Below are 23527 nucleotides of genomic sequence, written 5' to 3' on the forward strand. Positions count from 1 at the left end.
GGACCGGGGCGCCGGAGTGGGCGTTCGGAGGGGGCGGGGGCCGATCGCACCGCACAATCCGGAAGCCGGCGCGATCTCGCTGGTGGGGCTTGGTCAGTGGTCGAGACCGTCGCGGTGCGTTGAAGCAACCAACGCCGCAGTGGGGTGCTCGGGGGTCAGCTCTGCGGGAAACCCTGCTGCTGCTGGTACTGGGGCTGGCCCTGCGGCTGCTGCGGAGCGTGCTGGGCCTGCTGCTGGCCGGGCTGCTGCGGCGCGCCGTCGGGCACCACGTACACGGCCGTGCCGTAGGCGGCGATCTCGCTGGCGGTCTGGGCGATCTCGTTGCAGTCGAAGCGCAGCGCGAGCACGGCGTTGGCCCCGTGCGCCATGGCTTCCTGCGAAAGGCGGCCCAGCGCCTCGTAGCGGGAGTCGGACAGCAGCTTCGACAGGCCCTTGAGCTCACCGCCCGCCATGGATTTGAAGCCGGCGCCGATGTTGGAGAACATGTTGCGGCTGCGCACAGTGAGGCCGAAAACCTCGCCGAACACGCGAACCACGCGGTAACCGGGCAGATCGTTCATCGTGGACAGCATGATCGGGAACTGCATGGGAGGTGCGGGTTGGGTCATGCGCCGGATCGTATCGACCGGCGGCGCCGCGCACTCGCGAATCAGCCTGTGATTCGCTCGTTCCAGTCGATGTGGTGGTGGTACAGCCACCCGCGTTCCTCGCCGACGTCCTGGCCCGCGCTGGCCGCCACGAGTTTCTCCACGCGGGTGCGCCGCAGCTTCTCGTAGGCGGCGAACGCGGAAGGCGCGTCCGGCAGGTCGCGCAGGCACAGCGCGAGCACCACGCTGTCCTCGAGCGCCATCGACGCGCCCTGCCCGGCGGCCGGCGAAGCCGCGTGGGCCGCGTCGCCGACGAGCACCATGGAGCCGGTGGACCAGACACGGGTGGTGGGCACGTCGTAGGAGTGGCCGCCGAAGACCTCGTCGCCGGTCGCGGCCACGATGCCGGCGCACGGCAGCGGGTCGCCGTCGAAGGCCGCGTGGGCGAACTCGCGCCAGCCGGCCGGCGCGACGGCGACGATCTCGTCGCGCGGGCGTTCGGTGTCGGGGATGCGGGCGAACCAGAAGGTGGCGCCGTCGGGCGCGGTGGTGAAGCCGAAGGCCGCGCGGCTGCCGCGGATCATGCGGTAGATGCCGGGTGCGGCAGGCAGGCCCTCGGCGCGGGTGTAGCCGTAGACCACGGTGAGACCGGTGAAGCGGGGGCGGTCGGCGTCCGGGTCGATGAGGGTGCGGGCCTCGGAGCGCACGCCGTCGGCGCCCACGAGCACGTCGCCGGTCGCGGTGGACCCGTCGGCGAACGTGGCGACCACGCCGGACGCACCGGTTTCGGCGGAGACTGGTTCAGCGGAGACGAGGCGGCGGCCGTGCTCCACGGTGATCCCGCGGCGGCCGGCTTCTTCCTGCAGCGCGCGGTAGAACGCGGCGCGGGTGAGCGTGCGCGGCCCGGCGAGCTCACCGGTGTCGAACTCGCGCGTGCCCAACGTCGTGCCGTCCGGCCCGACCAATTCGACGCCGAGCGTGGCGAACGACGCTTCGTTCACAGGGCCGTCGGCGTCGATCGCCTTCAGCGCGTCCATGCCGTTGTGCATCACCGTGAGGAACGCACCGGCGTCGGCTCCGCCGGAGGGATATGCCTCGAAGACCACGGGCTCGTGACCGGCGCGCTGCAGCGCCATCGCCGTGACCGTGCCCGCGACGCCACCGCCGGCGATGAGAACGCGCATCGAAATCCCCCTCGAGCCGTGTCCGTGCCACCGCCGACCGTACCGGCCGGCGGTGGCACGGGTGGCTCACGCGGTCTGGGCGACAGCGAGGCGCAAGCACACGACGAGCGCGCGCACGGCCTCTTCGACCTCTTCGAGCACCGGGAAGGTCGGCGCGATGCGGATCGTCGCGTCCTTCGGGTCGTCGCCGTACGGGTGCGTAGCCCCGGCCGGGGTCAGCGCGACGCCGGCCTCCTTGGCCAGGCGCACGATCTCCTTGGCGGTGCCCTCGGGCACGGTCAGCGAGATGAAGTACCCGCCGGTCGGCTTGGTCCAGGTGCCCAACCCCGAGTCACCGAGCTCCTCGGTGAGGATGCGGTCGACGGCCGCGAACTTCGGAGCGATGATCTCCGCGTGCTTGCGCATGTGGGCGCGCACGCCCTCGGCGTCCTTGAGGAACATCGCGTGGCGCAGCTGGTTGACCTTGTCCGGGCCGATCGTGCGCTTGGCGAGCACACCGGACCACCATGCGATGTTGGCCGGCGACGAGCCGAAGAACCCGACGCCGGCGCCGGCGAGCGTGATCTTCGAGGTGGAGCCGAACACGAACGCGCGGTCGGCGTTGCCGGCCTCGGCGCACAGCGCCAGGACGTCGGCGACCTCGACCTCGTTGTCCGTGAGGTGGTGCACGGCGTAGGCGTTGTCCCAGAAGATGCGGAAGTCCGGCGCGGCCGTGGGCATCGCGGCCAGGCGGCGGGCGACCTCGTCGGAGAAGGTGACGCCGGTCGGGTTCGAGTACTTGGGCACGCACCAGATGCCCTTGATGCCGGCGTCCTCGGCCACGAGGCGCTCGACCACGTCCATGTCCGGGCCGTCGTCGGTCATCGGGACCTGGATCAGCTCGATGCCGAAGCGCTCGGCGAGCGCGAAGTGGCGGTCGTAGCCGGGCACCGGGCACAGCATCGCGATGCGCGGCTCGTCGGCCCAGCGGCGCTCACCGCCCGGCAGGGTGCTCAGCAGCGCCTGCACCACGGTGTCGTGCATGAGCTCGAGGCTCGAGTTGCCGGCCGCGAGCAGCTGGTCGACAGGGACCTGCAGGGCGCCGGCGAAGATCCGGCGCAGCTCGGTCAGGCCCTTGAGGCCGCCGTAGTTGCGCGTGTCGGTGCCGTCTTCGGCCTTGTACTCGCCGTTGGGCAGCGTGAGCAGGTCCGCGGAGAGGTCGAGCTGCCGGGGGGACGGCTTGCCGCGGGTGATGTCCAGGGAGAGGCCGCGCTCGACGAGCGCCGCGTAGTCGCGACGGGCGGTGTCGACGTCGACGGGAGCAGTGGTCATGGGCTCAACGCTAAACCGCGCGTCGCTACCATTTCGGGTGACCCCCTGTCCAGGGTCTACCGTGGGGTCTCGTGCGTCTCGTGGTCCATGCCGATCAGCGTCAGTTCTCGTTGCGGGACAACACCGCCTGGGTCCCCGGCGACGGTGGGTGGTCCGACGAGGCGGTGAACTCGCACCGGATCGCGGTGGAGCCGTCGTCGCTCGCGGTCGCGACCGCGCGCTCCGACCTGGTCGAGGTGGACGTCGCCGTGCACCCCGGCCCGCCGGCTGTGCTCGCCGACGCCGAGCACGTGGTCGAGGCCGACCTCGCCGTGGCGGGCGGGAACGTGACGCTCGCCGGTCCGGCCGACTACCCGGGTCAGGAGCGCGTGCTGGAGCTCGCGCCCGGCCGCTACCGCGTGCGAGTGTCCTATGTGGAGAGTGGCCCGCCGGCCGTGACGTGGAACGAGCACGAGTACGGCGAGCACTTCCGCTACGTCGTGGACCTGTGGCCGGTTCACACCGCGGCGCCGGTCACCGTGGTGCGCCAGGGCGCCGCGGTCTGGGACGGCTGAACGGCCGTCCGGGACCCCTCCCGCCGCAGGGCTCTTACCGTCTTCGCAGAGCAACGCGGAAAGCGGGGAGAGGCAGTGCGGGACAGCCAGAAAGCCGAGATCGCCCAGATCTCCGAGGCCGTGGCGCGGTCGATGTTCACCCAGGCCGCGATGTACTGGGGCATCGACCGCGAGGTGCACGCGCGTCTGCCCGAGACGATCCGCCGTCACGCCGAGGGACTGCTGCCGCCGCTCGCGCGGGCCGCGGTCGCCGACGCGACGCCGGACCTGGCCGAGGCCCAGGCGTCGGTGGAGCTCGCGCTGCGGGACACGCTGCGCGCATCGGCGGCCGAAGCGGTGGAGACCACGTCGGCGCGGCTGCTCCCGGAGCTGGCCGAGCGCGCGGTGCAGGCAGCGACGCCCGACGTCGAGTCCATCCGCGCGAAGCTGGTGTCCGCAGCCACACCGGAGGTAGCCGAAGCCCTGCGCGAGCAGACCGCCCACACCGTGGGCGAAGCCGTGGCGCAGGCCACCGCCGAGCTGCGGACCACGCTCGCCGATCAGCTCCGGCGCACGGTGCTGCCGGACCTCGCCCGCGAGGCCATCGCGAAAGCCACGCCCGATCTCGGCGAGGCCCGCGAGCACCTGCTGCACGAAGCGACGGCCGCGCTGTCCGGCACGATCGAGAAGGCCGTGGCCGAGGTGGCGCGGCAGGCCAAACCCGACCTCGTCGAGCGCGTGTCGGCCGTGGCCCTTGCCCGCGTCCGCTCGGCCGTGCAGGCGGCGGCCGAGAAGGAGCTCGCCCGGTATTCGCCGACCGTGGTGTCGGTGGTGCTGCCCCAGGGCAAGCCGATCGAGCTGGCCGAGGACACCCACTCCGTGCTGCCGGAGGTGCTGGTCGCGCTGCACGCACGCTGCCACGTGCTGCTCGTCGGTCCCGCGGGCACCGGCAAGTCCATGCTGGCCAAGCACGCGGCGCAGGCGCTGGGCCTGCAGTTCCAGGCGCTTTCGCTGGGCCCGACCACCCCGATGAGCAAGGTGTTCGGCTATTACGACGCCAACGGCCACTACCACGACACACCGTTCCGCCGTGCGTTCGAGCACGGTGGCGTGATGCTGCTCGACGAGCTCGACAACGGCCACCCCGGCCTGCTGGCCGAGCTCAACCAGGCGCTCGCGCTGGGCGTGTGCGCCTTCGCCGACCGCATGGTCACCGCGCACGCCGACTTCCGGCTCGTGGCCACCGGCAACACCTACGGCACCGGCGGCGACCGCCAGTACGTCGGCCGCCAGACGCTCGATTCGGCCACGCTGGACCGGTTCGTGGTCCTCGACGTGCCCATCGACGAAGGGCTGGAGGAACGGATCGCGCTGCGGCACGCGCCTTCGCACCCGGACGAGGTGGAGGAGCTGGTGGCGTCGATCCGCGAGCTGCGCGCGACCGCGCTGGCCAAGAAGCTCCCGGTGATCCTCTCGCCGCGCGCCAGCATCGACGGCGCGAAGCTGCTGGAAGCCGGCGCCACCGTGGAACAGGTCATGCAGTGGCGCGTGATCCGTGGGCTGTCCGACGCCCACCGCGCGGCGCTCGGGCTGGACTGACGCCGTGCTGCCGAGCCACCTGCCCCCGATGCTGTCGTGGCACGAGTTCGTCGAGAGCGCGACCGCACCGCCCACGATCGACGCGCCGGGCAGCCGGGAGACCGGCACCGACTGGCCGGGCGCGACGTGGGAGGAGGCTCTGCGGCTGGCCGTCGACGGCTGGCCGGTCGCCCTGGAGGAAGCCGGCATCACCGTCGACGAGCTCCGTGCCGGCGCGGGCCTCGGCCACCAGGTGACCGAGCTGCAACCGTCGTGGGACGTCACCGGCAGCGAGGTCGACATCGGCGCCTACCTCTCCGGGGTGCCCGAGTGCATGGTCGACGCCGTCCCCCGCCAGACCTCCCGCCGCGGCAAGGTCGTCACCTTCCTCATCCCGGCCGCCTACTCCAACCGCATCGCCCACGACGTGATCATCAACCGCGGCCTGGCGCTGGTGACCCTGTGCGCGGCGATCATCGACGCGGGCCACAGTGTCGAGGTCTGGTCCGGTTTCACCGGAATGTTCACCATTGCCCGCGAGAAGCTGCGCACGCACGCGGTCGCCCGGGTGATCTCGGCCGGAGAACCTCTCGACGTCGGCCGCCTGATCTTCGGCGTCGCCCACCCCGCGATGCTGCGCCGCCTCTGGCTCGGCGTCTGGGACGCGCAACCGGCGGCGGTCGCGCAGACCGTCAACGACCACAACTTCGGCATCGCCTGCGACTGCCGGCCGGACGACCTGCCGGCCGAGGTGACGGATCCGTACGTGTTCCCGTACCTCACCGAGCAGGACCGCCAGTGGGACGACCTGCCGACGGCACTGGACTGGGCGAAAGGGCTGTTCGGGGAGCTGGGGTTGATCCAGCACTGAAAAACACCGTGCGCACCGCGGCCGCGGCGGTCAGACTGAGGCTCGTGCACATGATCGACTTGCCCGATGTCGTCCGCGGCGCCCTGGAACTCGAGCGCACCGAGCGTGGCCTCGTGCCGCACCGGTTGCCCGCGTGGGCCAGGGCACGCGGCGACGCGCAGCTGGCCATGGTGGAGGCGCAGCCCTCCGGGGTGCGGCTGGTGTTCCGGACCGCGGCGACCGTCTTGGAGCTGGACGCGGTGCGCACCAAGGTGTCCTACGTCGGCGCGGCAGCGCGGCCCGACGGGGTGTACGAGCTGTTCGTGGACGGCGCTCCCGCCGGCGCGGGGACGGTGGGCGGCGGGGACGAGCTCCTCGTCGACATGACGACCGGCGGCACCGAGGTGCGGCGCGGCGAGCCGGGCACGGTGCGGTTCGCCGGCCTGCCCGCGCGGACCAAGGACGTCGAGATCTGGTTGCCGCACAACGAGCTCACCACGCTCGTCGAGCTGCGGACGGATGCGCCGGCCAGCGCGGCGAACCCCGACGGCCGGCTGCGGTGGCTGCACCACGGCAGCTCGATCAGCCAGGGGTCGGGCGCGGCGAGCCCCACCACGACGTGGCCGGCGGTGGCCGCGAGGCACGCGGGCGTGGAGCTGACCAACCTGGGCTTCGGCGGCAGCGCGCTGCTGGATCCGTTCACCGCGCAGGTCATGCGCGACACCCCGGCCGACGTCGTGAGCGTGAAGCTCGGCATCAACGTCGTCAACGCCGACCTCATGCGGCTGCGCGCGTTCGGCCCCGCCGTGCACGGGTTCCTCGACACGATCCGCGCCGGCCACCCCACCACACCGCTGCTGGTCGTCTCACCGCTGCTGTGCCCGATCCACGAGGACACCCCCGGCCCCGGCGCCCCCGTCTTCGAGGCCGACGGCGTGGTCCGCTTCCGCGCGACCGGCGAACCCGGCCCGGGCAAGCTGACGCTGAAGGTCATCCGGGAAGAACTCGCGCGGGTCGTCGCGCAGCGCGGCGACGACCCGAACCTGCACCTGCTCGACGGCCTGGCCCTCTACGGCGAGCAGGACTTCGCGGAGCTGCCCCTGCCCGACGCCCTGCACCCGGACTCCGAGACCCACCGGCGCGTCGGCGAACGCTTCGCGCACCTGGTGTTCGGCTCAGGCGGCCCGTTCGCTTAGAGCGGGCCGGAGCGGGGACCCGCCTGGCTCGGCACGACGCACGCCGGGCCGAGCCAGGCCCCCGGTGAGCGATCAGTAGCCGGATACCCCGCCGGCCGTGCCCGTGCCGTTCGACGTGGTCGCCGGCGCGGCCCCGCCCGGGGTGACCACGAGCGCGTGCCAGGTGCCCAGCACGCCGTCACCCTTCGTCTGCCCGGGGGCGCTGTCCTGGGCGTAGGTATAGACCGGCTTCCCGTTGAAGGTCTCCTGCTGGATACCGTCGGAGCGGGTGAACGTGGCGAGCTGCCCGGGCAGGCTCACGCCGTTCGCGGGCTGCGCCGGGCCGGTGATCGGCGGCCAGAGCGACTTGCACCCACTGTCGGTGCACGCGGACATGCCGGGCTTGTCTTCGTCGAACGTGTAGAGCGTGAACCCCTTGGCGTTCGTGAGAACCGTCCCGAGTGAGGTGTTCGCCTCGCCCACGGTCGCGGGCGCGGCCGCCGAGGAGGCTGGCGCTTGAGCGCCGGCCGGCGGGGGCGCCGAGGCGGCCATGCTGCCGCTCCCGCACGCGGCCAGTCCGGCCATCGCCGCCGCCGCGGTGCCCGCGATCGCTAGAATCCTGAGGTTTTTCACGGTTTCCACCCTTCTCCTTCGCGACTCCCCCACCCGGAACCACGTAGCGCCCCGGTTCCCGGTTCGACCGGAACCCCTTGCAGCGGCACACATCACATCAAGTCGTCCACTGTGGACATACCAGGGGTGAATCGGGTCACTGCGGTGAACGAAGACGACTCGGCTTTCGTGTGACTGGTGCGGTGCACGGTCAGCCGGTCGGAACATTCCCGGCGAACGCGCCGAATTCGCCCGCGGACGAAGGGACTTACAGCGGGTCGAGGCCGGTGATCTTCCACGACCCGTCGACGCGGTGCGCGGTCACGGCCAGCTGCGCGACCGAAGACTGCGGCGCTCCCCCGCCGGGCAGGATCGTCTGCTGGTCCAGGAAAAGCAGCAGGGTCGCGTCGTCGCCGTGGAGGGTGCGGACGCCCGCCGAGCGGACGGCGGTGGTGCGGATCAGCTTGCCGTCGGTCGCGCGTTTGCTCGCGGTGGCGAACTGCGCGTGGTACTGGCCGACGGCCGGGCCGGTGAGCAGTTCGGCGGCGGCCCGCGAGGTACGGTCGAGGTTGGCGTAGTCGTAGGAGAACAACGCCTTCACGCCGGCACTCACCTGGTCGCGCACCTGGGTGGTGGTGGCCTGGTCCACCAACGCGTCGTCATCGCGGGGCTGCAGCGCCGAGGCCTGCACGGCGAACCACACGGCGCACGCGAGCGCCACCACGGTCACGGCGATCGACCAGCGCTTCACGAGCCCACCGCCTGGACGCCGCCGACCTTCCACGTGTCGCCGTCGCGCGCGAAGTCCACGGTCAGCCGCGCCTGTTTCGGCACGGCCGCGCCGCCACCGGTGCTCACGCGTACGTCGAGCACGGCGATGACCCGGGCCGTCCCCGCAGCCGGGTCGAGGTCGGTTACCGCGGCCTGCAGCAGCGACGCCGTGGAGACGGTCTTGGTGCTCGTCGCGCGGTCGAGCTGCAGCTGCCGGTCGCCGGCGAGGTTCGCCCCGTACTGCCCGGTGGTCGCGCCGATCCAGCGGTCCACGTCGGCGCCGCCGGTGTGGTAGTCGATCGTGTTGAGGGCGACCAGTTCCGTGCTCGCCGCGGCGAGCACGGCGTCGCGGTCGCGGCCACGCGCCAGGGCGTCGTCGTGCGCCGCGCGCCACCACGACCAGCCGAACCACGCGGCCGCCAGCACGGCCAGCACGGGCACGACCACGAGCAGCCGCGCCTTCATCACGACCCGCCCAGCAGCGCCCCGAGGCCGCCGGCCGGCGGCGTGAGCAGGCCGAGCAGACCCGGCAACTGGTTCGCGTCCGGAGTGGCCGACGGCGCCGATTCCTTCGGCGCGGCCGGGATCGCGGGCGGCTTCCCGGCATACGGCGCGTTCTGCGCACCGCGGACCTCGACCGGGCTGCCCGGCGGCTCGGCGCAGTAGGCATTCACGTTCACCGGCGCCTCGGTGGTGTCATTGGCCGGGCGCTGTTTCGTGCCCTCGTAGCCCTTGGTGCACGACGCCGGGTCGAAGAAGTTGAACACCACGCCCAGGTGCCCGGTGCCGTCCGGTGACGTCGACGGCGAGAACGCCGAGATCACCGGGTAGGCGACCAGCAGCTCCTCGATCGCGTCGGTGCGCGCGGACGTGATCTGGGCGGTGGTCAGGGAGTTCGCGAAGATCACGCCGAGATCGGTGCCCGAGGTGGCGAGCACGTCGCTGATCTGGCGGCTCAGCTGCGGCGCCTGGTCGATCACCGTGCGCAGGTCGGGATCCGACGACTTGAGCTGCGCCGCGATCGTCTTCAGCCCGCCCGCGAAGTCGGTGATGTTCTGCGCCTGGCGCTCCTGCGTGGCGAACACCGTGCGCGAGTTGGCCAGCAGCCCGCGCGTCTGCGGGATGTACTGCGCGGCCTTGGCGGTGAGCGAACCCGTGCTGTCCAACAGCTTCTGCAGCTGCGGGCCCGTGCCGGCGAACGCGTCGTAGGTCTCGTCGACCACGGTCTTGAGCGAGTCCGGGTGCACGCTCGCCACGAGATCGTCCAAATGCGACAGCACGGAGTCGGGCGACGCGGGCAGCGACGTGCGGTCCTGCGTGATCACCGAGCCGTCGTGCAGGTACGGACCCGTCTCGCGGTCGGGCAGCAGGTCCACGAACTGCTCCCCCACCGCCGAGCGGTTCGCCACCTGCGCGTGGAGGTCGTCGGGGATGTCCGGGCCGCCGGAGTCGAGGTCGAGGTGCACGTCGAGGCCGTGGCCGGTGAGCGTCATGGCCGACACGCGCCCGACCGTCACGCCGCGGTAGGCGACCTCGGAGTTGACGAAGATGCCGCCGGAATCGGCCAGCTGCAAGGTGACCTGGTAGCCACGGGAGCCGAAAAGCCGGTCGAGGCCCGCGTACTTGCCGCCCGCGTAGACCACCGACACCACGGCGATCACCACGAACGCGATGAGCTGGATCCGCGTCTTGCGCGAGGTCATCCGGCACCTCCCCCGAGCAGGCCGCCCAGGAGGCCGCCGAGCAGCCCGCCGGGTCCGGCCTGGTTCTTCGCCGGCGGCGCCGTGGTCGGCAAGGGCAGGGGCAGCTCCGGAGTGGCCGATCCTGGCTGCTGCGAGGTCAGCCCGGCGATCTGGATCGGCGGCTGCGAGGTGTTCGTGAAGTTCTGCAGCAGCTTGTCGAGATCGAGGTTCACGGTCGCGTCGACGTTGGCGTAGTCGCCCTTGATCGTGTTGCCCGCGTAGTCCGGGAACGGGTAGGTGAGCAGGATCTGCAACGCGTTGGGCAGGTCCTGACCCGCCTCGCCGAGCTTTTGCAACGTCGGCTGCAGCGCCTTGAGGTTCGCGACGAGCTGGTCGCGGCTGCGGTTCACCGTGTCGACCGCGACGCCCGAAAGCTTGTTGAGCGCGTTCAGCATCCCCACGAGCTGGTCGCGCTGGTCGGCCACGATCTTCAGGCCCGGCGCCAGGTTGTCCAGCGCGGTCTTGATGTTCTGCTGCTGTCCGGCGAGCGTGTGCGAGAGCTTGCCCAGCCCGTCGATCGCGCGCAGGATCTCGCCCTTGTGCGAGTCGAGCTGCGTCGCGAGATCGTCCACTCGCGACAGCAGCGCGCGCATCTCGGGTTCGTTGCCGGACAACGCGTCGTTGAGCTCGTGGCTGATGTCCTGCAGCTGGCCGAGGCCGCCGCCGTTGAGGAGCAAGGAAAGCGCGCCGAGCACTTCCTCGACCTCGGGGTTGCGGTTGGTGCGCCCGAGCGGGATCTGCGCGCCGTCGGCGAGGTGACCGGCGGGTTTTTCCGCGGTGGGCCGGCCCAGCTCCACGAACTTCTCCCCCAGCAGGCTCGACTGCCGCAGCTCGGCGCGCGCGTTGGCGGGCAGCTGCACGTCGCCGTTGACAGTCATGGCAACCAGCGCCGAGCGGGTGTCGGGTGTGAGGGTGATCTTGTCGACCCGGCCCACGGCCACGTCGTCCACCTTTACGCTCGCCTGTGGCACGAGGTCGAGCACGTCGGTGAACAGCGCCGTCACGTGGTACGGGTGGTCGCCGAGATCGGGCCCGCCTGGCAGCGGTGTGGAGTACAGGCCGTTGAACCCGCCGTCGCTGCAGCCGGCGAGCACGAGCACGCCGGCGAACACCCCGGCCAGGCGCCGCCGCTTCACTTGCCACCGCCGGAAAGCTGCGTCATCACGTCGACGAGCGGGAGCGGCAACGGGGGCAGCTGGCCGTTCTGCAGCGAGTTGAGCACCTGCGGCACGGTCGGCAGCTTGAGCGCGCCGTCGAGCACCGGCGCGAGCTGCTTGCAGATGTCGGTCAACGTGGTGGGCACGCCCTTCGGGGTGCCCGCGGCGAGGATGCGGCAGACGGTGAGGATCGGCGGGTTGGTGATCTCGTTGAGGTTGTCGCGCACGGCGATGGTGCCCGACGCGGCGTCGTAGGAGTTGATGAAGTTCGTGGCGCCGGTGGGCGCGATGTCGAGCACCTCGGCGAGGGCGGCGCGCTGGTCCACGAGCACACCCGTCAGCGACGCCAGTTTGTCCACATTGGACTCCAGGCCGGCCTTGTTGTCGGCCACGAACTGTTTCACGTCACCGAGCGAGGAGGCCAGGGAGTTCAGCGCGGCTCCGACGTCGGCCGAGTCGTCGGCGAGGAACCCGCTGACGTGGGCGACGCGTTCGTAGAACTCGTTGAGCTGGCCGTCGCTTTGGGCGAGGGCGTCCGTGAACGAGTTCAAGTTCTGGACGGTGGCGAACAGGTCGTCCTTGGAGTCGTCGAGCGTGCCCGCGAGGTCGGCGAGGCGGCCGACGGTGGAGTTGAGGTCGGAGCCGTTTCCCTTGAGGTTGGCGGCCGCGGTGTCGAGGACGTCGGAGAGGGCGCCGTTCTTGTTGGCACCGTTGGGGCCGAGCGCGGTGGAGAGTTTGTCGAGGCTCGCGTAGAGGTCGTCGAGTTCGACCGGCGTGGCGGTCTTGTCGCGGGCGAGGACGGCGCCGCTCGCGAGCGTCGGGCCGCTGTCGTAGGCCGGCGTCAGCTGCACGTAGCGGTCGCTGACGAGACTCGGAGCGACCACGACGGCGCCGACGTTCACGGGGATCGGCACGTCGTCGTTCACGCGCATGTCCACGCGCACGGCCTGCCCGTCCGGCGTCACGGCGGTGACCTCGCCGACGGGCACACCGAGCACTCGGACGGAAGAGCCCGCGTAGAGCCCGACGGTTTTGCCGAAGTACGCGGAGAGCGTGGTGCCGTTGGCAGTGCGGAATACGAGCCACAGTCCCGCCGTGAGCAGCAACGCGGCCACACAGGCGAAACCCAGCCACGTCACCAAGTTGCGCTGCGTCTTCGTTTCGATAGTCATGCCGCCTCCGCGGGAGAAAGCACGTCGGCGGTGGTCACCGGCCACCCACCCCCTGATTCGGCGCCGCGATGGGCGGGGTGCAACCCTCGGGGTTGATCGACAGCCCGCCCGCGGTGATCGTCGGCGGCAGCAGCCCGCACAGGTAGCCTTCGAACCAGCGGCCGTTACCCGTCGCGTTGGCACCGACGCGCGCGAACGGCGCCATCAGTGCCAGGCCGCGGTCGAGGTTGCCCTGGTTTCGCTGCAGCACATCGGTCACCTTCCCCAGCGCGTCGAGCGTCGGCTTCAGCTGCGCCCGGTTGTCGGCGACGAGCCCCGAGAGCTGCTGCGAGATCTGCTGCGTGCCCTTGAGCAGCGCGCTGATCTGGTCGCGGCGGTTCTGCAGCTCGGTCAGCAGCAGGTTGCCGTCGCTGATCACCTGCTGCAGCTGCGTGTTGCGGTCCGAGAGCGTCTTGGAGATCGTGCTCGTGCCGGCCAGCAGCGTGTGCAGATCGTCGTCGCGCGAGGACACCGTTTTCGACAGCGCGGACAAGCCCGAGAGCGTGTCCTTCAGGTACTGCGGGCTGTCCTTCAGCGAGTCCGACAACGCGGTGAAGCTGTCGGCGAGCTGCTTCGTGTCGATCTCACCGACGGTCGTCGACAGCTGGTCGAACGCGTCCTGCAGCTGGAACGGCGTGCGCGTGCGCTGCAGCGGGATCGTGTCGCCGGGGCTCTGCGTGCCGCCGCCCTTCGGGTCGAGCGCGAGGTACTTCTCCCCCAGCAGCGTCTTGATCTCGATCGACGCGGTGGAGGCGTCGCCCACGCGCACGCCCTTCACGCGGAACTTCACCAGCACCTGCTTGTGCGCGAGCTCCACCGACGTCACCTGGCCCACCTTCACGCCGGCGACCTCCACCTCGTTGTCCGGCGCGAGCCCGGCGGCTTCGCCGAAGTAGGCGGAGTACGTGGTGCCGTTGCCGAACATCGGGATGCTGTCGGAGAAGTAGGCCACGGCGGTCACGAGCAGGATCAGCACGAGCGTCACCCCGCCGACCGCCGCTTGGTTGCGTTCCTTGAGCCGCTTCACGGGCCACACCTCGGCGCGCGCTCGGTGGCGGGCAGCGGCACGATCGGCAGCGTCACGTCCAGCGACGAGATCCCGATCGTGCCTTCGATCCCGCAGAGGTAGTAGTTGAACCAGCTGCCGTAGCTCAGCGTGCGCGTGAACTTCTCCAGGTTGCCCGGCAGCACCTGCAGCAGGTGGTCGAGCAACTGGTCGGAGTCCGCGAGATTGTTCGACAGCGTGCCGAGCTGCTTGACGTCGTCCTTCACCGCCGGGCGCGCGTCGGCGAGCAGGCCCGACGTGGTCTCGGTCAGCTCGCCCAGCGCGCCCACGGCGTCGCCGATCGGCTTGCGCTGCTCGGCCAGGCCGCTCACGAGCCGCTGCGTCTGGTCGATGAGGTCACCCAGCTGCGGGCCGCGCGAGTTCACGGTGGTCAGGACCTGGTTGAGGTTGTCGATGACCTGCCCGATCACCTGGTCCTTGCCGGCGATCGACGTCGTGATCGACGCGGTGTGCGCCAGCAGGCTCGTGACCGTCCCGCCCTCGCCCTGGAACACCTGGATGATCTCGGCCGAGAGCTGGTTGACCTCCTTGGGGTCCAGCGCTTGGAACAGCGGCTTGAACCCGTTGAACAACACGGTGAGGTTCAGCGCGGGTTTGGTGCGCTCCGGCGGGATCGTTGCGCCGTCGGCAAGGGTGCCACCGCCGGTGACGTCGGTGCCGAGCGCGAGGTAGCGCTGGCCGACGAGGTTGCGGTACTTGATCGTCGCGGTCGTGAGCGCGGGCAGCTTGTACTGCGCGTCGACGGCGAAGCGCACGTCAGCGAAGTTCTGCTCGCCCTGCTGCACGTCGATCGAGTCGACCTGCCCCACCTTCACGCCGGAAATGCGGACGTCGTCGCCCGGCTGCAGGCCCGAGGCGTCCGTGAACTTCGCGGCGAACCCCGCCGTGGTGCCGAAGTTCGTGTTCGCGATGGTGGCGGCGAGGATGCCGGTGAGCAGCACCGTGACGGCGGCGAAGATCAGGATCTTCACCAGTGCGGGGACGAAGGACCTCACTTGAGCTCCACCTCCGCCCCGCGGTAGAGCGGCCCGACGAGCAGGCCGGCCCAGCCGGGCACCTGGTCCGGCGTCGTCCCCATGGCGGACGAGGCCAGCAGGTCGATCAGCTGCTCCTCGTCGGTCGAGCCGATGACGGAAGGCGCGCCGCCCGATTCACCACCACCGCCGGACTGGCCACGGCCGGCGACGGTGTTCGACGTGATCGCGCCTGAGGTGATCTCGCCGGGCAGCGACTCGGCGGGGCTGTGCGGCGGCGTGGGCTTCGTGGAGCCGTCCTTGACCGCGCCGTCGGGCGGGTACTGCGGCCAGTACCCGGGTTTCGGCACCTGCGGGTAACAGCGGGGGCCGCGCTTGTCGTCGTACTTGGGCTCGTCGACGCCCGGCAGGTACTTGCCGCGGCTCGCGGTGAACTCGATCGTCACGCGGCTCACCTCGGGGTGGGCCGTGCCCTTGCCGAACGCCAGCTCCGCTTCGGGTACGGACGCGGCGAGCTGCTTGAGCAGACAGGGGTACTCGGGCGCGTACTTCGCGAGCACGTCGAGCGTCGGCTGCACAGCCGTGGTGAGCCGGATCAGGTTGTCCTTGTTGACGTTCAGGAAGCTCGTGAGGTCGGCCGAAGCCGCCGAGACCGAGGCGTACACATCGGACAGTCCCTGGCGTTTCTCCACAATGGTCTGAGTCGTCGTGGTGAGGTCGGCCAACGCGTCGAGCAGATCGGGCGCGGCCATGTCGTAGGTGGCCGAAACGTCGGCCAGCCCCGTGATGTCGGCCTTGAGGTCGGGCAACGACGGGTTCAGCTGCCCGAGGTAGTCCGAGAGGTTCACGAGCGTCTGGCCGAGCTGCTTCCCGCGCCCGTCGAGCGCGGTCGACACGGCACTGAGTGTGCTCGAGAGCTTCTCCGGCTGCACGGCCTGCAGCAGCGGCATCACGTCGTCGAGTACCTGTTCCAGCTCGATCGCCGTGCTGCTGCGGTCCTGCGGGATCACGTCACCGGCTTCGATGTGCGCGGCGGACTTTTCGGGCAGTCGCAAGGCGACGTACCGCTCACCGAAGAGCGTCTTGGGCAGCAGCCGCGCCGAGACGTTGCTCGGGATCTCGTCGATCTTGTCCGGCTGCAACGCGAGCTCGAGCTCCGCGTGGTCGCCTTTCGCGGTGACCGAACGGATCTCGCCCACGAGCAGGCCGCGCACCTTCACGTCGCCGCCCGTGCGCAGCTGGCTGCCGACGTGGTCGGTCTCCAGCTTCACCAGCGTGACGGGCGTGAAGACCTTCTTGTAGATCGCGATCGTGGTCGTGAAGAACAGCGCCGCGACGACGAGGAAGACCAGCCCCAGCACCTGGTACCTGAGCCGCTTCAGCGTTTCGCGCCGCGTGCTCATCCCGAGATCCGCACGGTGGTGTTGGCGCCCCAGATCGCGAGGCTGAGGAAGAAGTCGAGCACCGAGATCAGCACGATCGACGTGCGCACCGCGCGGCCCACCGCCACGCCGACGCCGGCCGGCCCGCCGTCGGCCGTGTAGCCGTAATAGCAATGGGAGAGGATCACGATCACGCTGAACACGATCACCTTGGCGAAGGACCACAACACGTCTTCAGGGGGCAAGAACAGCGTGAAGTAGTGGTCGTAGGTGCCGGCCGACTGGCCGTAGAGCCAGATGGTGATCTGCCGCGACGCGAGGTAGGACGAAAGCAGGCCGATCGCGTACAGCGGGATCACCGCGGTCACCCCGGCGAGCACGCGCGTGGTCACGAGGTAGGGCATGCTCGGCACGGCCATCACCTCGAGCGCGTCGATCTCCTCGGAGATCCGCATCGCGCCGAGCTGTGCGGTGAAGCCGCAGCCGACCGTCGCCGACAGCGCGAGCCCGGCCGACAGCGGCGCGACCTCGCGGGTGTTGAAGTACGCGGAGATGAACCCGGTGAGCGCGGCGGTGCCGAGCTGGTTGAGCGCGGAGTAGCCCTGCAGGCCCACGATGAGCCCGGTGAACAGCGTCATGCCGATCATCACGCCGAGCGTCCCGCCGATCACCGCGAGCCCGCCCGTGCCGAAGCAGACTTCGGTGAGCAGCCGCCGGGTCTCGTGGCCGTAGCGGCGGATCGTGCGCGGCGACCAGGCGAGCGCGCGGCCGTAGAACGACAGCTGGCGCCCGAGGCCTTCCAGGCTCGCGCCCGGGCGCGCGATGATCTCGAGCGTCCGGTCGGACAGCGCGGGGGCCTCGATCGGTTCGGCGGTCACGTCACAGCGCCTTCGGCGGCACGATCTTGAGGTAGATCGCGGTGAGCACGACGTTGATGAGGAACAGCAGCAGGAACGTGATCACCACGGCCTGGTTCACCGCGTCGCCCACGCCCTTGGGCCCGCCCGCGGGGTTCAGACCACGGAAGGCCGCGACCACGCCGGCGACGAAGCCGTAGAGGAACGCCTTGATCTCGCTGATCCACAGGTCCGGCACCTGGGCCAGCGCGTTGAAGCTGGCCAGGTACGCGCCCGGCGTGCCGCCCTGCAGCACGACGTTGAAGAAGTAGCCGCCGAGCACCCCGACCACGCTGACCAGGCCGTTGAGCAGCACCGACACCACGATCGCGGCCAGCACGCGCGGCACGACGATGCGCTGGATCGGGTTGACGCCGAGCACTTCCATCGCGTCGATCTCTTCACGGATCTTGCGCGCGCCTATATCGGCACAGACCGCGCTTCCTCCTGCGCCGGCCACGAGCAGCGCCGTGATCAGCGGGGCGGCCTGCTGCACGATGGCGAGCGCGCTCGCGGCCCCTGTGAACGACTGCGCGCCGATCTGCGTGGTCAGCGACCCCAGCTGGAGCGCGATCACGGCCCCGAACGGGATGGCGACCAGCGCCGTCGGCAGGATCGTGACACTCGCGAAGAACCAGCACTGCTGGATCCATTCGCGGAACTGGAACGGACGCCGGAAGATCGCCCGCAGCACCTCCCAGGACAGCGTGGCGAGCCGGCCGACCTGGGTCAGCGCCGCGGTGCCCGGGAGGGTGATCGAGCCGCTGTCGCTCACCACACCTCCCAGTAGTCACCCCCGAGTCTTGTCCATACCTCCCGCCCGAGTTCCGTTAGCGGTGTTCACTACTCGCTCTCAGTCGTGTGGATCACTCCATCCATGCCCCCACCGCCGCCCTCAACGGAGGAGCTTCGCTCCGCTGGTCAGACTTTTAACGCATGAGTCGCCGTAGCTCCCCCATCCGCTACGAACTCGCTCCCGGTGCAGTACGAACTCTCGTCGCTCGCCAGGAACACCAGCAGCGGCGCGATCTCGTCGGCCCGCCCGATCCGGCCGAGCGCTACTTTCTTGCCGACCCACGACACGTCCACGTCGGTGCCGGCGGCCTCGGAAACCATCTGTGTGTCGATCATGCCGGGATGGACGGAGTTCACCCGGATGCCACGCTTGCCCAGCTCCAGCGCGGCGACCTTGGTCATCCCGCGGATCGCGAACTTGCTCGCGGTGTAGGCGACGAGGAACGGCATCCCGGCAAGTCCCTCCACAGAGGACACGTTGACGATGGAGCCGCCACCGGCCCCGGTCATCGGTTCAACGACCGACCGCATCCCGAGAAACGCCCCGATCTGGTTCACGCGCACCACGCGTTCGTAGTCGGCCAGCGTGGTGCTCTGCAGTTCGGCGAAATGCAGCACGCCGGCGTTGTTCACGAGCACCGTCGGCGGCCCGAACTCGGTGACGGTCCGCTCGACCGCGGCCGTCCAGCCGTCCTCGTCGCCCACGTCGAGGTGCTGGAACACGGCCGCGTCGCCGAGGTCGGCGGCGAGCTGCTTGCCTTCGGCGTCGAGCACGTCGGCGATCACCACCCGCGCGCCCTCGGCCACGAACGCGCGTGCGGCCGCCGCGCCCTGGCCCCGCGCCGCGCCGGTCACGAGGGCGACGCGGCCGTCGAGCCGGCCCACTACATCAGCTCCTCGCCGAGCGGCATGAGCACCGTCTTGAGCTCGGTGTAGGCCTCGAAAGCCGACAGCCCGCCCTCGCGGCCGAGGCCCGACTGCTTGAACCCGCCGAAGGGCAGGTGCGGCTCGACCTGGAAGCCGTTGACGCCGATCGTGCCCGCACGCAGCCGCCGGGCCACGCGGAACGCGCGGGCGGAGTCGGCGGTGAAGAGACCGGCGCCGAGGCCGTACTCGGTGTCGTTGGCGAGCGCGATCGCTTCTTCTTCGGAGCTGAAGGGGACGACGGCGAGTACGGGCCCGAAGATCTCTTCCTGCGCGATGGTGGCGTGGTTGTCCACGTCGGCGAAGATCGTCGGGGCCACGAAGTTCCCGTTGGCGTAGTCGCCCTCGAGCCGTTCGCCGCCGGTGACGAGCCGGCCCTCGGCCTTGCCCTTCTCGATGTAGCCGAGCACGCGCTCGAGCTGGCGGCCGTTCACGAGCGGGCACGAGATCACCGTCGGGTCGAACGGGTCGCCGTACGTCACGGCCGCCGCCATGCCCTGCGCGGCGGCGAGGAACTCGTCGTAGACGTCGCGGTGGACCAGCGCGCGGGTGTTGGCCACGCACGCCTGGCCCGACAGGCCCATGGTGACCGCGCCCATCGTGGTCATCGCCGCGAGGCCGACGTTGGGCGCATCGGGGAACACGATGGCCGGGCTCTTGCCGCCGAGCTCCAGCGACACGCGCTTGAGCGTGCCCGCCGACGCCTCGACGATGCGTTTGCCCACGGCGCGGCTGCCGGTGAAGCTGACCTTGTCCACGTCCGGGTGCGTGATGAGCCGCTCGCCCGTCGGGTCGCCGGGGCCGGTCACCAGGTTGAGCACGCCCGTGGGCAACCCCGCCTCGGCGAGCAGCTCGACCATGCGGATCACGGCGAACGACGCGTACTCCGAAGCCTTCAGCACCACCGTGCAGCCCGCGCCGAGCGCCGGCGCGACCTTCTGCGCGAAGAGCAGGAACGGGGCGTTCCACGGCAGGATCGCCCCGACCACGCCGATCGGCTCACGGAAGGTCAGGGCCAGGTGGTCGCCGCCCTGGTAGGGCGGGAGCGTCTGGCCGCCCGCCTTGTCGACCCAGCCGGCGTGGTGGGTGAACACGTCGGCCGCGGCGGCCACCGACGTCGCGTAAATGGCGCCGAAGGACAGCGGCACGCTGTTGTCCAGGGCCTGCAGCGCGCGCAGCTCGTCGGCGTGGGCGCGCAGCAGCTCGGCGTACTTCAGCAAAACGGCGATGCGGGTGCTCGCGCGCGAGGTTCCCCAGGTCGCGAACGCCGCGCGCGCGGCGGCCACGGCGTCGTCGACGTCGGCGGCCCCGGCCACGGCGAACTCGCCGATCTCCTCGCTGGTGGCGGGGTGCAGGTGGGTCCAGGTCGCGCCGTCACGCGCGGGTGTCCACTCGCCGCCGATGAACAGCTGCCCGGCCTTGAGCCCGGCTTCGTCGCGGTGGGGTAACACGGTGAGCGTCATGAGGTCTCCCGGGAGGTCAGGGCAGGGTGAGGAGCTCAGTGGCGGCGAACATCCGCTCCGGGTCGCGGCCGGCGAAATGGGCGCCGACCGTCTCCGCCAGCTCGGTGGGGGTCCACGTGCCGTGCGCGGTGTCGAAGCGCTGCTCGACCGAAGGCGGACGCAGCAGCGCGACCATGCCGCCGTGGACGACGAAAACCTGGCCGTTGACGTGGTCGGCCGCGGGCGAGGCGAGGAAGGCCACGAACGGGGCGACGTGCTCGACCGACAGCGGATCGAGGCCGTTTTCGGGCGCCTCGCCGAAGACGTCCGCCGTCATCGCCGTGCGGGCGCGGGGGCAGATCGTGTTGGCGCGCACGCCGTACTTCGCGAGCCCATGCGCGGCGGACACCGTGAGCGCGGCGATGCCGGCCTTGGCGGCGGAGTAGTTGGGCTGGCCGGGCGAGCCGACGAGGAAGGCTTCGGACGCGGTGTTCACCAGCCGTCCGTAGACCGGTTTTCCGTCCACTTTGGAGCGTTCGCGCCAGTGTCTCGCGGCGGCGCGGGAGAGCAGGAAGTGGCCGCGCAGATGGACGGCGATGACCTGGTCCCACTCGGCGTCGGTCATCGAGAACAGCATGCGGTCGCGCAGGACACCGGCGTTGTTGACCACGATGTCGAGACCGCCGAAGTGGTCGACGGCGGCGGTGAGCAGTTCCTGCGCGGTGGCGGTTTCGGAGACGTCGCCCGCCACCGCAAGGGCTTTGCCGCCGCCCGCTTCGATCTCTTCGACGACTTCGCCGGCTTCGGTGACGTCGTTGACCACCACCGCCGCGCCTTCGCGCGCGAGGGCGAGCGCCTCCGCGCGGCCGAGGCCGGCGGCGGCTCCGGTGACGATCGCGACCTTGCCGTCGAGGCTCACGCCAGCGTCACCACCTGGCGGATCACGTCGGTGCTGCCTTCGCGCAGGAGGCCGAGGCCGTCGTTGATGTCGGCGAAGGTGAGGCGGCGCGAGATCATGCCGTCGAGGTCGAGCAGCCCGGCGCGCCAGAACCGCAGCATGGTCGCGGTGTCGCGATGGACGTGTGACGAACCGTAGAACGAGCCGAGGATCTTCTTGTCGTGCAAGAAAAGCTCCTGCGCGCTGAACGACACCATCGCGTCTCCGCGCCCGGCGCCGACGACCACGACCGCACCACCGCGGCGTGCGGCGTCCCAGCCGGCACGGATCGTGGCGGGCGCCCCGACCACGTCGAAGGCGTAGTCAAAGCCCTCGCCACCGGTCAGCTCACCCTTGAGCTGGTCGAGGTGCTCCGGCGTCACGGCGTGGGTGGCCCCGAAGCGTTGCGCGACGGAATGCTTGCCCTCCACCGGATCCACGGCGACGATCGTGGCCGCGCCGGCGATGCGCGCGCCCTGGATCACGGAGATCCCGACGCCGCCACAGCCGAAGACCACGACCGTGGAGCCCGGCTCCACCTGCGCGGTGTTGAGCACGGAACCGACGCCGGTGAGCACACCGCACGCGATCAGCGCGGCCGTCTCGAACGGCACGTCGGCGTCGACTTTGATCGCGCCGGACGAGGGAACCACGACCTCGTCGGCGAACGTGCCGAGCCCCGCGTAGCCGAACAGCGGCGTGTCGCCGAGGCGGAACCGCGGCGTCGTGAACGCGGCGATCGCGTGCACGGCGCACAGGTTCGGCTGCCCCCGCAGGCAGTTGGCGCACGCGCCGCACGGCGGGACGAACGAGACGGTGACGTGGTCGCCCGGCACGAGATGCGTGACCGCGGAGCCGACTTCGAGGACTTCGCCCGAACCCTCGTGGCCGACGACGCCGGGTGTGAGGGCGGGCAGCGTGCCGTCCATCGCGGAGAGGTCGCTGTGGCAGATGCCCGACGCCCGCACCCGGATCCGGACCTCGTCCGGGCCCGGATCGACGGTGGTGACGTCGTCCCGCAGCTCCAGCTTGTCGTCGCCGATCGCGTTCAATACGGCTGCTCTCACCGCGAGCCTCCTCGTCGAAGCCTGCCAGAATGAGCCCAGACTAGAATCTGTTCTCGTTTCAGGCAAGGCTCGTGACGCCTTCCTTATTGCTGGTCCGACTGCTACAAATAGAACAAGTTCTATACAACCGGTGGCGAGGTGAGCGGTGCGGATCGACCACACGGACGCCCAGCGTGAGCTGGCGGCGGAGCTCCGAGAGTACTTCGCCGAGCTGATGACGCCGGCCCGCCGGGAGAGCCTCGCCGCGAGTGGCGGCGAGTACGGCGATGGCGCGGCGTACAAGGAGATCGTGCGCCGGCTGGGCAAGGACGGATGGCTCGCGCTGGGCTGGCCGCGCGAGTACGGCGGGCAGGCGCGCTCGATGCTCGACCAGCTCGTGTTCACCGACGAGGCGGCGGCCGCGGGTGTGCCCGTGCCCTTCCTGACGGTGAACACGATCGGGCCCACCATCATGCGCTACGGCACCGAAGACCAGAAGGCGTTCTACCTGCCGCGCATCGCCGCCGGCGACCTGCACTTCTCCATCGGCTACTCCGAACCGGGCGCGGGCACGGACCTCGCTTCGCTGCGCACGCGCGCGGTGCGCGACGGCGACGAGTACGTGATCACCGGCCAGAAGATGTGGACCAGCCTCATCGAGTACGCCGATTACGTGTGGCTCGCCGCGCGCACCGACCCGGACGCGCCGAAGCACAAGGGCCTGTCGATGCTCGTCGTGCCGACGTCGGCACCCGGGTTCTCCTGGACGAAGGTCCACACCGTCGCGGGTCCCGGCACCAGCGCCACCTACTACGACGACGTGCGCGTGCCCGTGAGCGCGCGTGTCGCCGACGAGAACGCGGGCTGGCCCCTGATCACCAACCAGCTCAACCACGAGCGCGTCGCGCTGACCTCGGCCGCGCCGATGCGCACGGCACTGCACGACGTGATCGAGTGGGCGCGCACCGCCGTCACCCCCGAAGGCGCGCCGCTGCTCGACGCCGAGTGGGTGCGGCTGAACCTCGCCCGCGTGCACACCCGCGCGGAGTACCTGAAGCTGCGCAACTGGCAGATCGCGTGGGCGGCGGCGCAACGCGAGCTCGGGCCGGCCGAAGCGTCGGCGACGAAGGTGTTCGGCACGGAGTCCGCGATCGAGGCCTACCGGCTGCTGATGGAAGTGCTCGGCGGGGCGGCCGTCGTCCGCGAAGGGTCGCCGGGCGCGGTGCTGGCCGGCCGCATCGAACGGCTGCACCGCTCCGCCCTCATCCTCACCTTCGGCGGCGGCACGAACGAGGTGCAGCGCGACATCGTCGCCGCGGCCGCGCTCGGCCAGCCCGTGACGCGTTAGGAGCAT

Annotated in this window: 23 protein-coding genes; 5 read left to right on the top strand and 18 right to left on the bottom strand. The window is 70.7% G+C overall.

The features are described from left to right. Nucleotides 1-155: 155 nt before the first annotated feature. The 3 genes from AB0H62_RS47005 to AB0H62_RS47015 all read right to left on the bottom strand — a co-directional run bounded on the left by AB0H62_RS47005 (nt 156) and on the right by AB0H62_RS47015 (nt 3082). Entirely contained in the window at nt 156-608 is a 453-nt protein-coding gene (locus tag AB0H62_RS47005; RefSeq protein ID WP_220238158.1) for a YbjQ family protein, read from the bottom strand. Between the two features lie 41 nt (nt 609-649). After that, on the bottom strand, nt 650-1771 hold the full coding sequence (locus AB0H62_RS47010) for an FAD-dependent monooxygenase (RefSeq protein WP_220238157.1): 1122 nt from the start codon (nt 1769-1771) through the stop codon (nt 650-652). A 66-nt stretch (nt 1772-1837) separates the two neighbouring features. Beyond that, the gene (locus tag AB0H62_RS47015) at nt 1838-3082 is read right to left on the bottom strand and encodes an aminotransferase class I/II-fold pyridoxal phosphate-dependent enzyme (protein WP_360592606.1); all 1245 of its coding nucleotides are present in this window, start codon (nt 3080-3082) and stop codon (nt 1838-1840) included. A 71-nt stretch (nt 3083-3153) separates the two neighbouring features. On the opposite strand from AB0H62_RS47015, the gene AB0H62_RS47020 reads away from it, so the two are divergent. The 4 genes from AB0H62_RS47020 (at nt 3154) to AB0H62_RS47035 (ending at nt 7239) form a co-directional block, all read left to right on the top strand. Then, entirely contained in the window at nt 3154-3636 is a 483-nt protein-coding gene (locus AB0H62_RS47020) for a hypothetical protein (RefSeq protein ID WP_220238155.1), read from the top strand. Nucleotides 3637-3711: 75 nt separating this feature from the next. Next, a complete protein-coding gene (locus tag AB0H62_RS47025; protein ID WP_360592607.1) occupies nt 3712-5214 on the top strand; it encodes an AAA family ATPase in 1503 nt (500 codons plus the stop codon). A gap of 4 nt (nt 5215-5218) precedes the next feature. Next, on the top strand, nt 5219-6064 hold the full coding sequence (locus tag AB0H62_RS47030; protein ID WP_360592608.1) for a hypothetical protein: 846 nt from the start codon (nt 5219-5221) through the stop codon (nt 6062-6064). A gap of 50 nt (nt 6065-6114) precedes the next feature. Next, nucleotides 6115-7239 carry a GDSL-type esterase/lipase family protein gene (locus tag AB0H62_RS47035; protein ID WP_360592609.1) on the top strand — a complete coding sequence of 375 codons (1125 nt, stop codon included), beginning with the start codon at nt 6115-6117 and terminating at the stop codon, nt 7237-7239. Nucleotides 7240-7311: 72 nt separating this feature from the next. Here the strand turns inward: AB0H62_RS47035 and AB0H62_RS47040 are convergent, their stop codons facing one another. The 15 genes from AB0H62_RS47040 to AB0H62_RS47110 form a co-directional block, all read right to left on the bottom strand. Further along, nucleotides 7312-7860, bottom strand: coding sequence for a hypothetical protein (locus AB0H62_RS47040; RefSeq protein WP_266118356.1), 549 nt, complete (start codon nt 7858-7860; stop codon nt 7312-7314). A gap of 238 nt (nt 7861-8098) precedes the next feature. After that, nucleotides 8099-8581: a hypothetical protein gene (locus AB0H62_RS47045; RefSeq protein ID WP_220238150.1), complete on the bottom strand. Its 483-nt coding sequence runs from the start codon at nt 8579-8581 to the stop codon at nt 8099-8101. After that, nucleotides 8578-9066, bottom strand: a complete 489-nt coding sequence (locus AB0H62_RS47050; protein ID WP_220238149.1) for a hypothetical protein — start codon at nt 9064-9066, stop codon at nt 8578-8580. The genes AB0H62_RS47045 and AB0H62_RS47050 overlap by 4 nt, the downstream gene beginning before the upstream one ends. Next, entirely contained in the window at nt 9066-10304 is a 1239-nt protein-coding gene (locus AB0H62_RS47055) for an MCE family protein (protein ID WP_220238148.1), read from the bottom strand. The genes AB0H62_RS47050 and AB0H62_RS47055 overlap by 1 nt, the downstream gene beginning before the upstream one ends. Continuing rightward, nucleotides 10301-11479, bottom strand: a complete 1179-nt coding sequence (locus AB0H62_RS47060; protein ID WP_360592610.1) for an MCE family protein — start codon at nt 11477-11479, stop codon at nt 10301-10303. The genes AB0H62_RS47055 and AB0H62_RS47060 overlap by 4 nt, the downstream gene beginning before the upstream one ends. Beyond that, entirely contained in the window at nt 11476-12672 is a 1197-nt protein-coding gene (locus AB0H62_RS47065) for an MCE family protein (protein WP_360592611.1), read from the bottom strand. The genes AB0H62_RS47060 and AB0H62_RS47065 overlap by 4 nt, the downstream gene beginning before the upstream one ends. A gap of 34 nt (nt 12673-12706) precedes the next feature. Next, nucleotides 12707-13738: an MCE family protein gene (locus AB0H62_RS47070; protein ID WP_360592612.1), complete on the bottom strand. Its 1032-nt coding sequence runs from the start codon at nt 13736-13738 to the stop codon at nt 12707-12709. Next, on the bottom strand, nt 13735-14772 hold the full coding sequence (locus AB0H62_RS47075) for an MlaD family protein (protein WP_360592613.1): 1038 nt from the start codon (nt 14770-14772) through the stop codon (nt 13735-13737). Before AB0H62_RS47075 ends, AB0H62_RS47070 begins: the two co-directional genes overlap by 4 nt. Beyond that, complete coding sequence (locus AB0H62_RS47080; protein ID WP_360592614.1) at nt 14769-16154, bottom strand: MCE family protein; 1386 nt, start codon at nt 16152-16154, stop codon at nt 14769-14771. The genes AB0H62_RS47075 and AB0H62_RS47080 overlap by 4 nt, the downstream gene beginning before the upstream one ends. Next, nucleotides 16151-17011, bottom strand: coding sequence for an ABC transporter permease (locus AB0H62_RS47085; protein WP_220238142.1), 861 nt, complete (start codon nt 17009-17011; stop codon nt 16151-16153). Before AB0H62_RS47085 ends, AB0H62_RS47080 begins: the two co-directional genes overlap by 4 nt. A gap of 1 nt (nt 17012) precedes the next feature. Continuing rightward, nucleotides 17013-17807, bottom strand: coding sequence for an ABC transporter permease (locus AB0H62_RS47090; protein WP_360592615.1), 795 nt, complete (start codon nt 17805-17807; stop codon nt 17013-17015). A gap of 143 nt (nt 17808-17950) precedes the next feature. Beyond that, a complete protein-coding gene (locus AB0H62_RS47095) occupies nt 17951-18709 on the bottom strand; it encodes a glucose 1-dehydrogenase (RefSeq protein ID WP_360592616.1) in 759 nt (252 codons plus the stop codon). Further along, nucleotides 18709-20211, bottom strand: a complete 1503-nt coding sequence (locus tag AB0H62_RS47100; RefSeq protein WP_360592617.1) for an aldehyde dehydrogenase family protein — start codon at nt 20209-20211, stop codon at nt 18709-18711. Before AB0H62_RS47100 ends, AB0H62_RS47095 begins: the two co-directional genes overlap by 1 nt. A gap of 16 nt (nt 20212-20227) precedes the next feature. Then, the gene (locus AB0H62_RS47105) at nt 20228-21109 is read right to left on the bottom strand and encodes a 3-oxoacyl-ACP reductase (RefSeq protein WP_220238138.1); all 882 of its coding nucleotides are present in this window, start codon (nt 21107-21109) and stop codon (nt 20228-20230) included. After that, a complete protein-coding gene (locus tag AB0H62_RS47110) occupies nt 21106-22194 on the bottom strand; it encodes a zinc-binding dehydrogenase (RefSeq protein WP_220238137.1) in 1089 nt (362 codons plus the stop codon). Before AB0H62_RS47110 ends, AB0H62_RS47105 begins: the two co-directional genes overlap by 4 nt. 145 nt (nt 22195-22339) lie before the next feature. On the opposite strand from AB0H62_RS47110, the gene AB0H62_RS47115 reads away from it, so the two are divergent. Continuing rightward, nucleotides 22340-23521, top strand: a complete 1182-nt coding sequence (locus AB0H62_RS47115) for an acyl-CoA dehydrogenase family protein (RefSeq protein ID WP_220238136.1) — start codon at nt 22340-22342, stop codon at nt 23519-23521. Nucleotides 23522-23527: the final 6 nt, after the last annotated feature.

Origin of the sequence: Amycolatopsis sp. NPDC050768, from assembly GCF_040654155.1 — a bacterium.
Taxonomy (GTDB): Bacteria; Actinomycetota; Actinomycetes; order Mycobacteriales; family Pseudonocardiaceae; genus Amycolatopsis.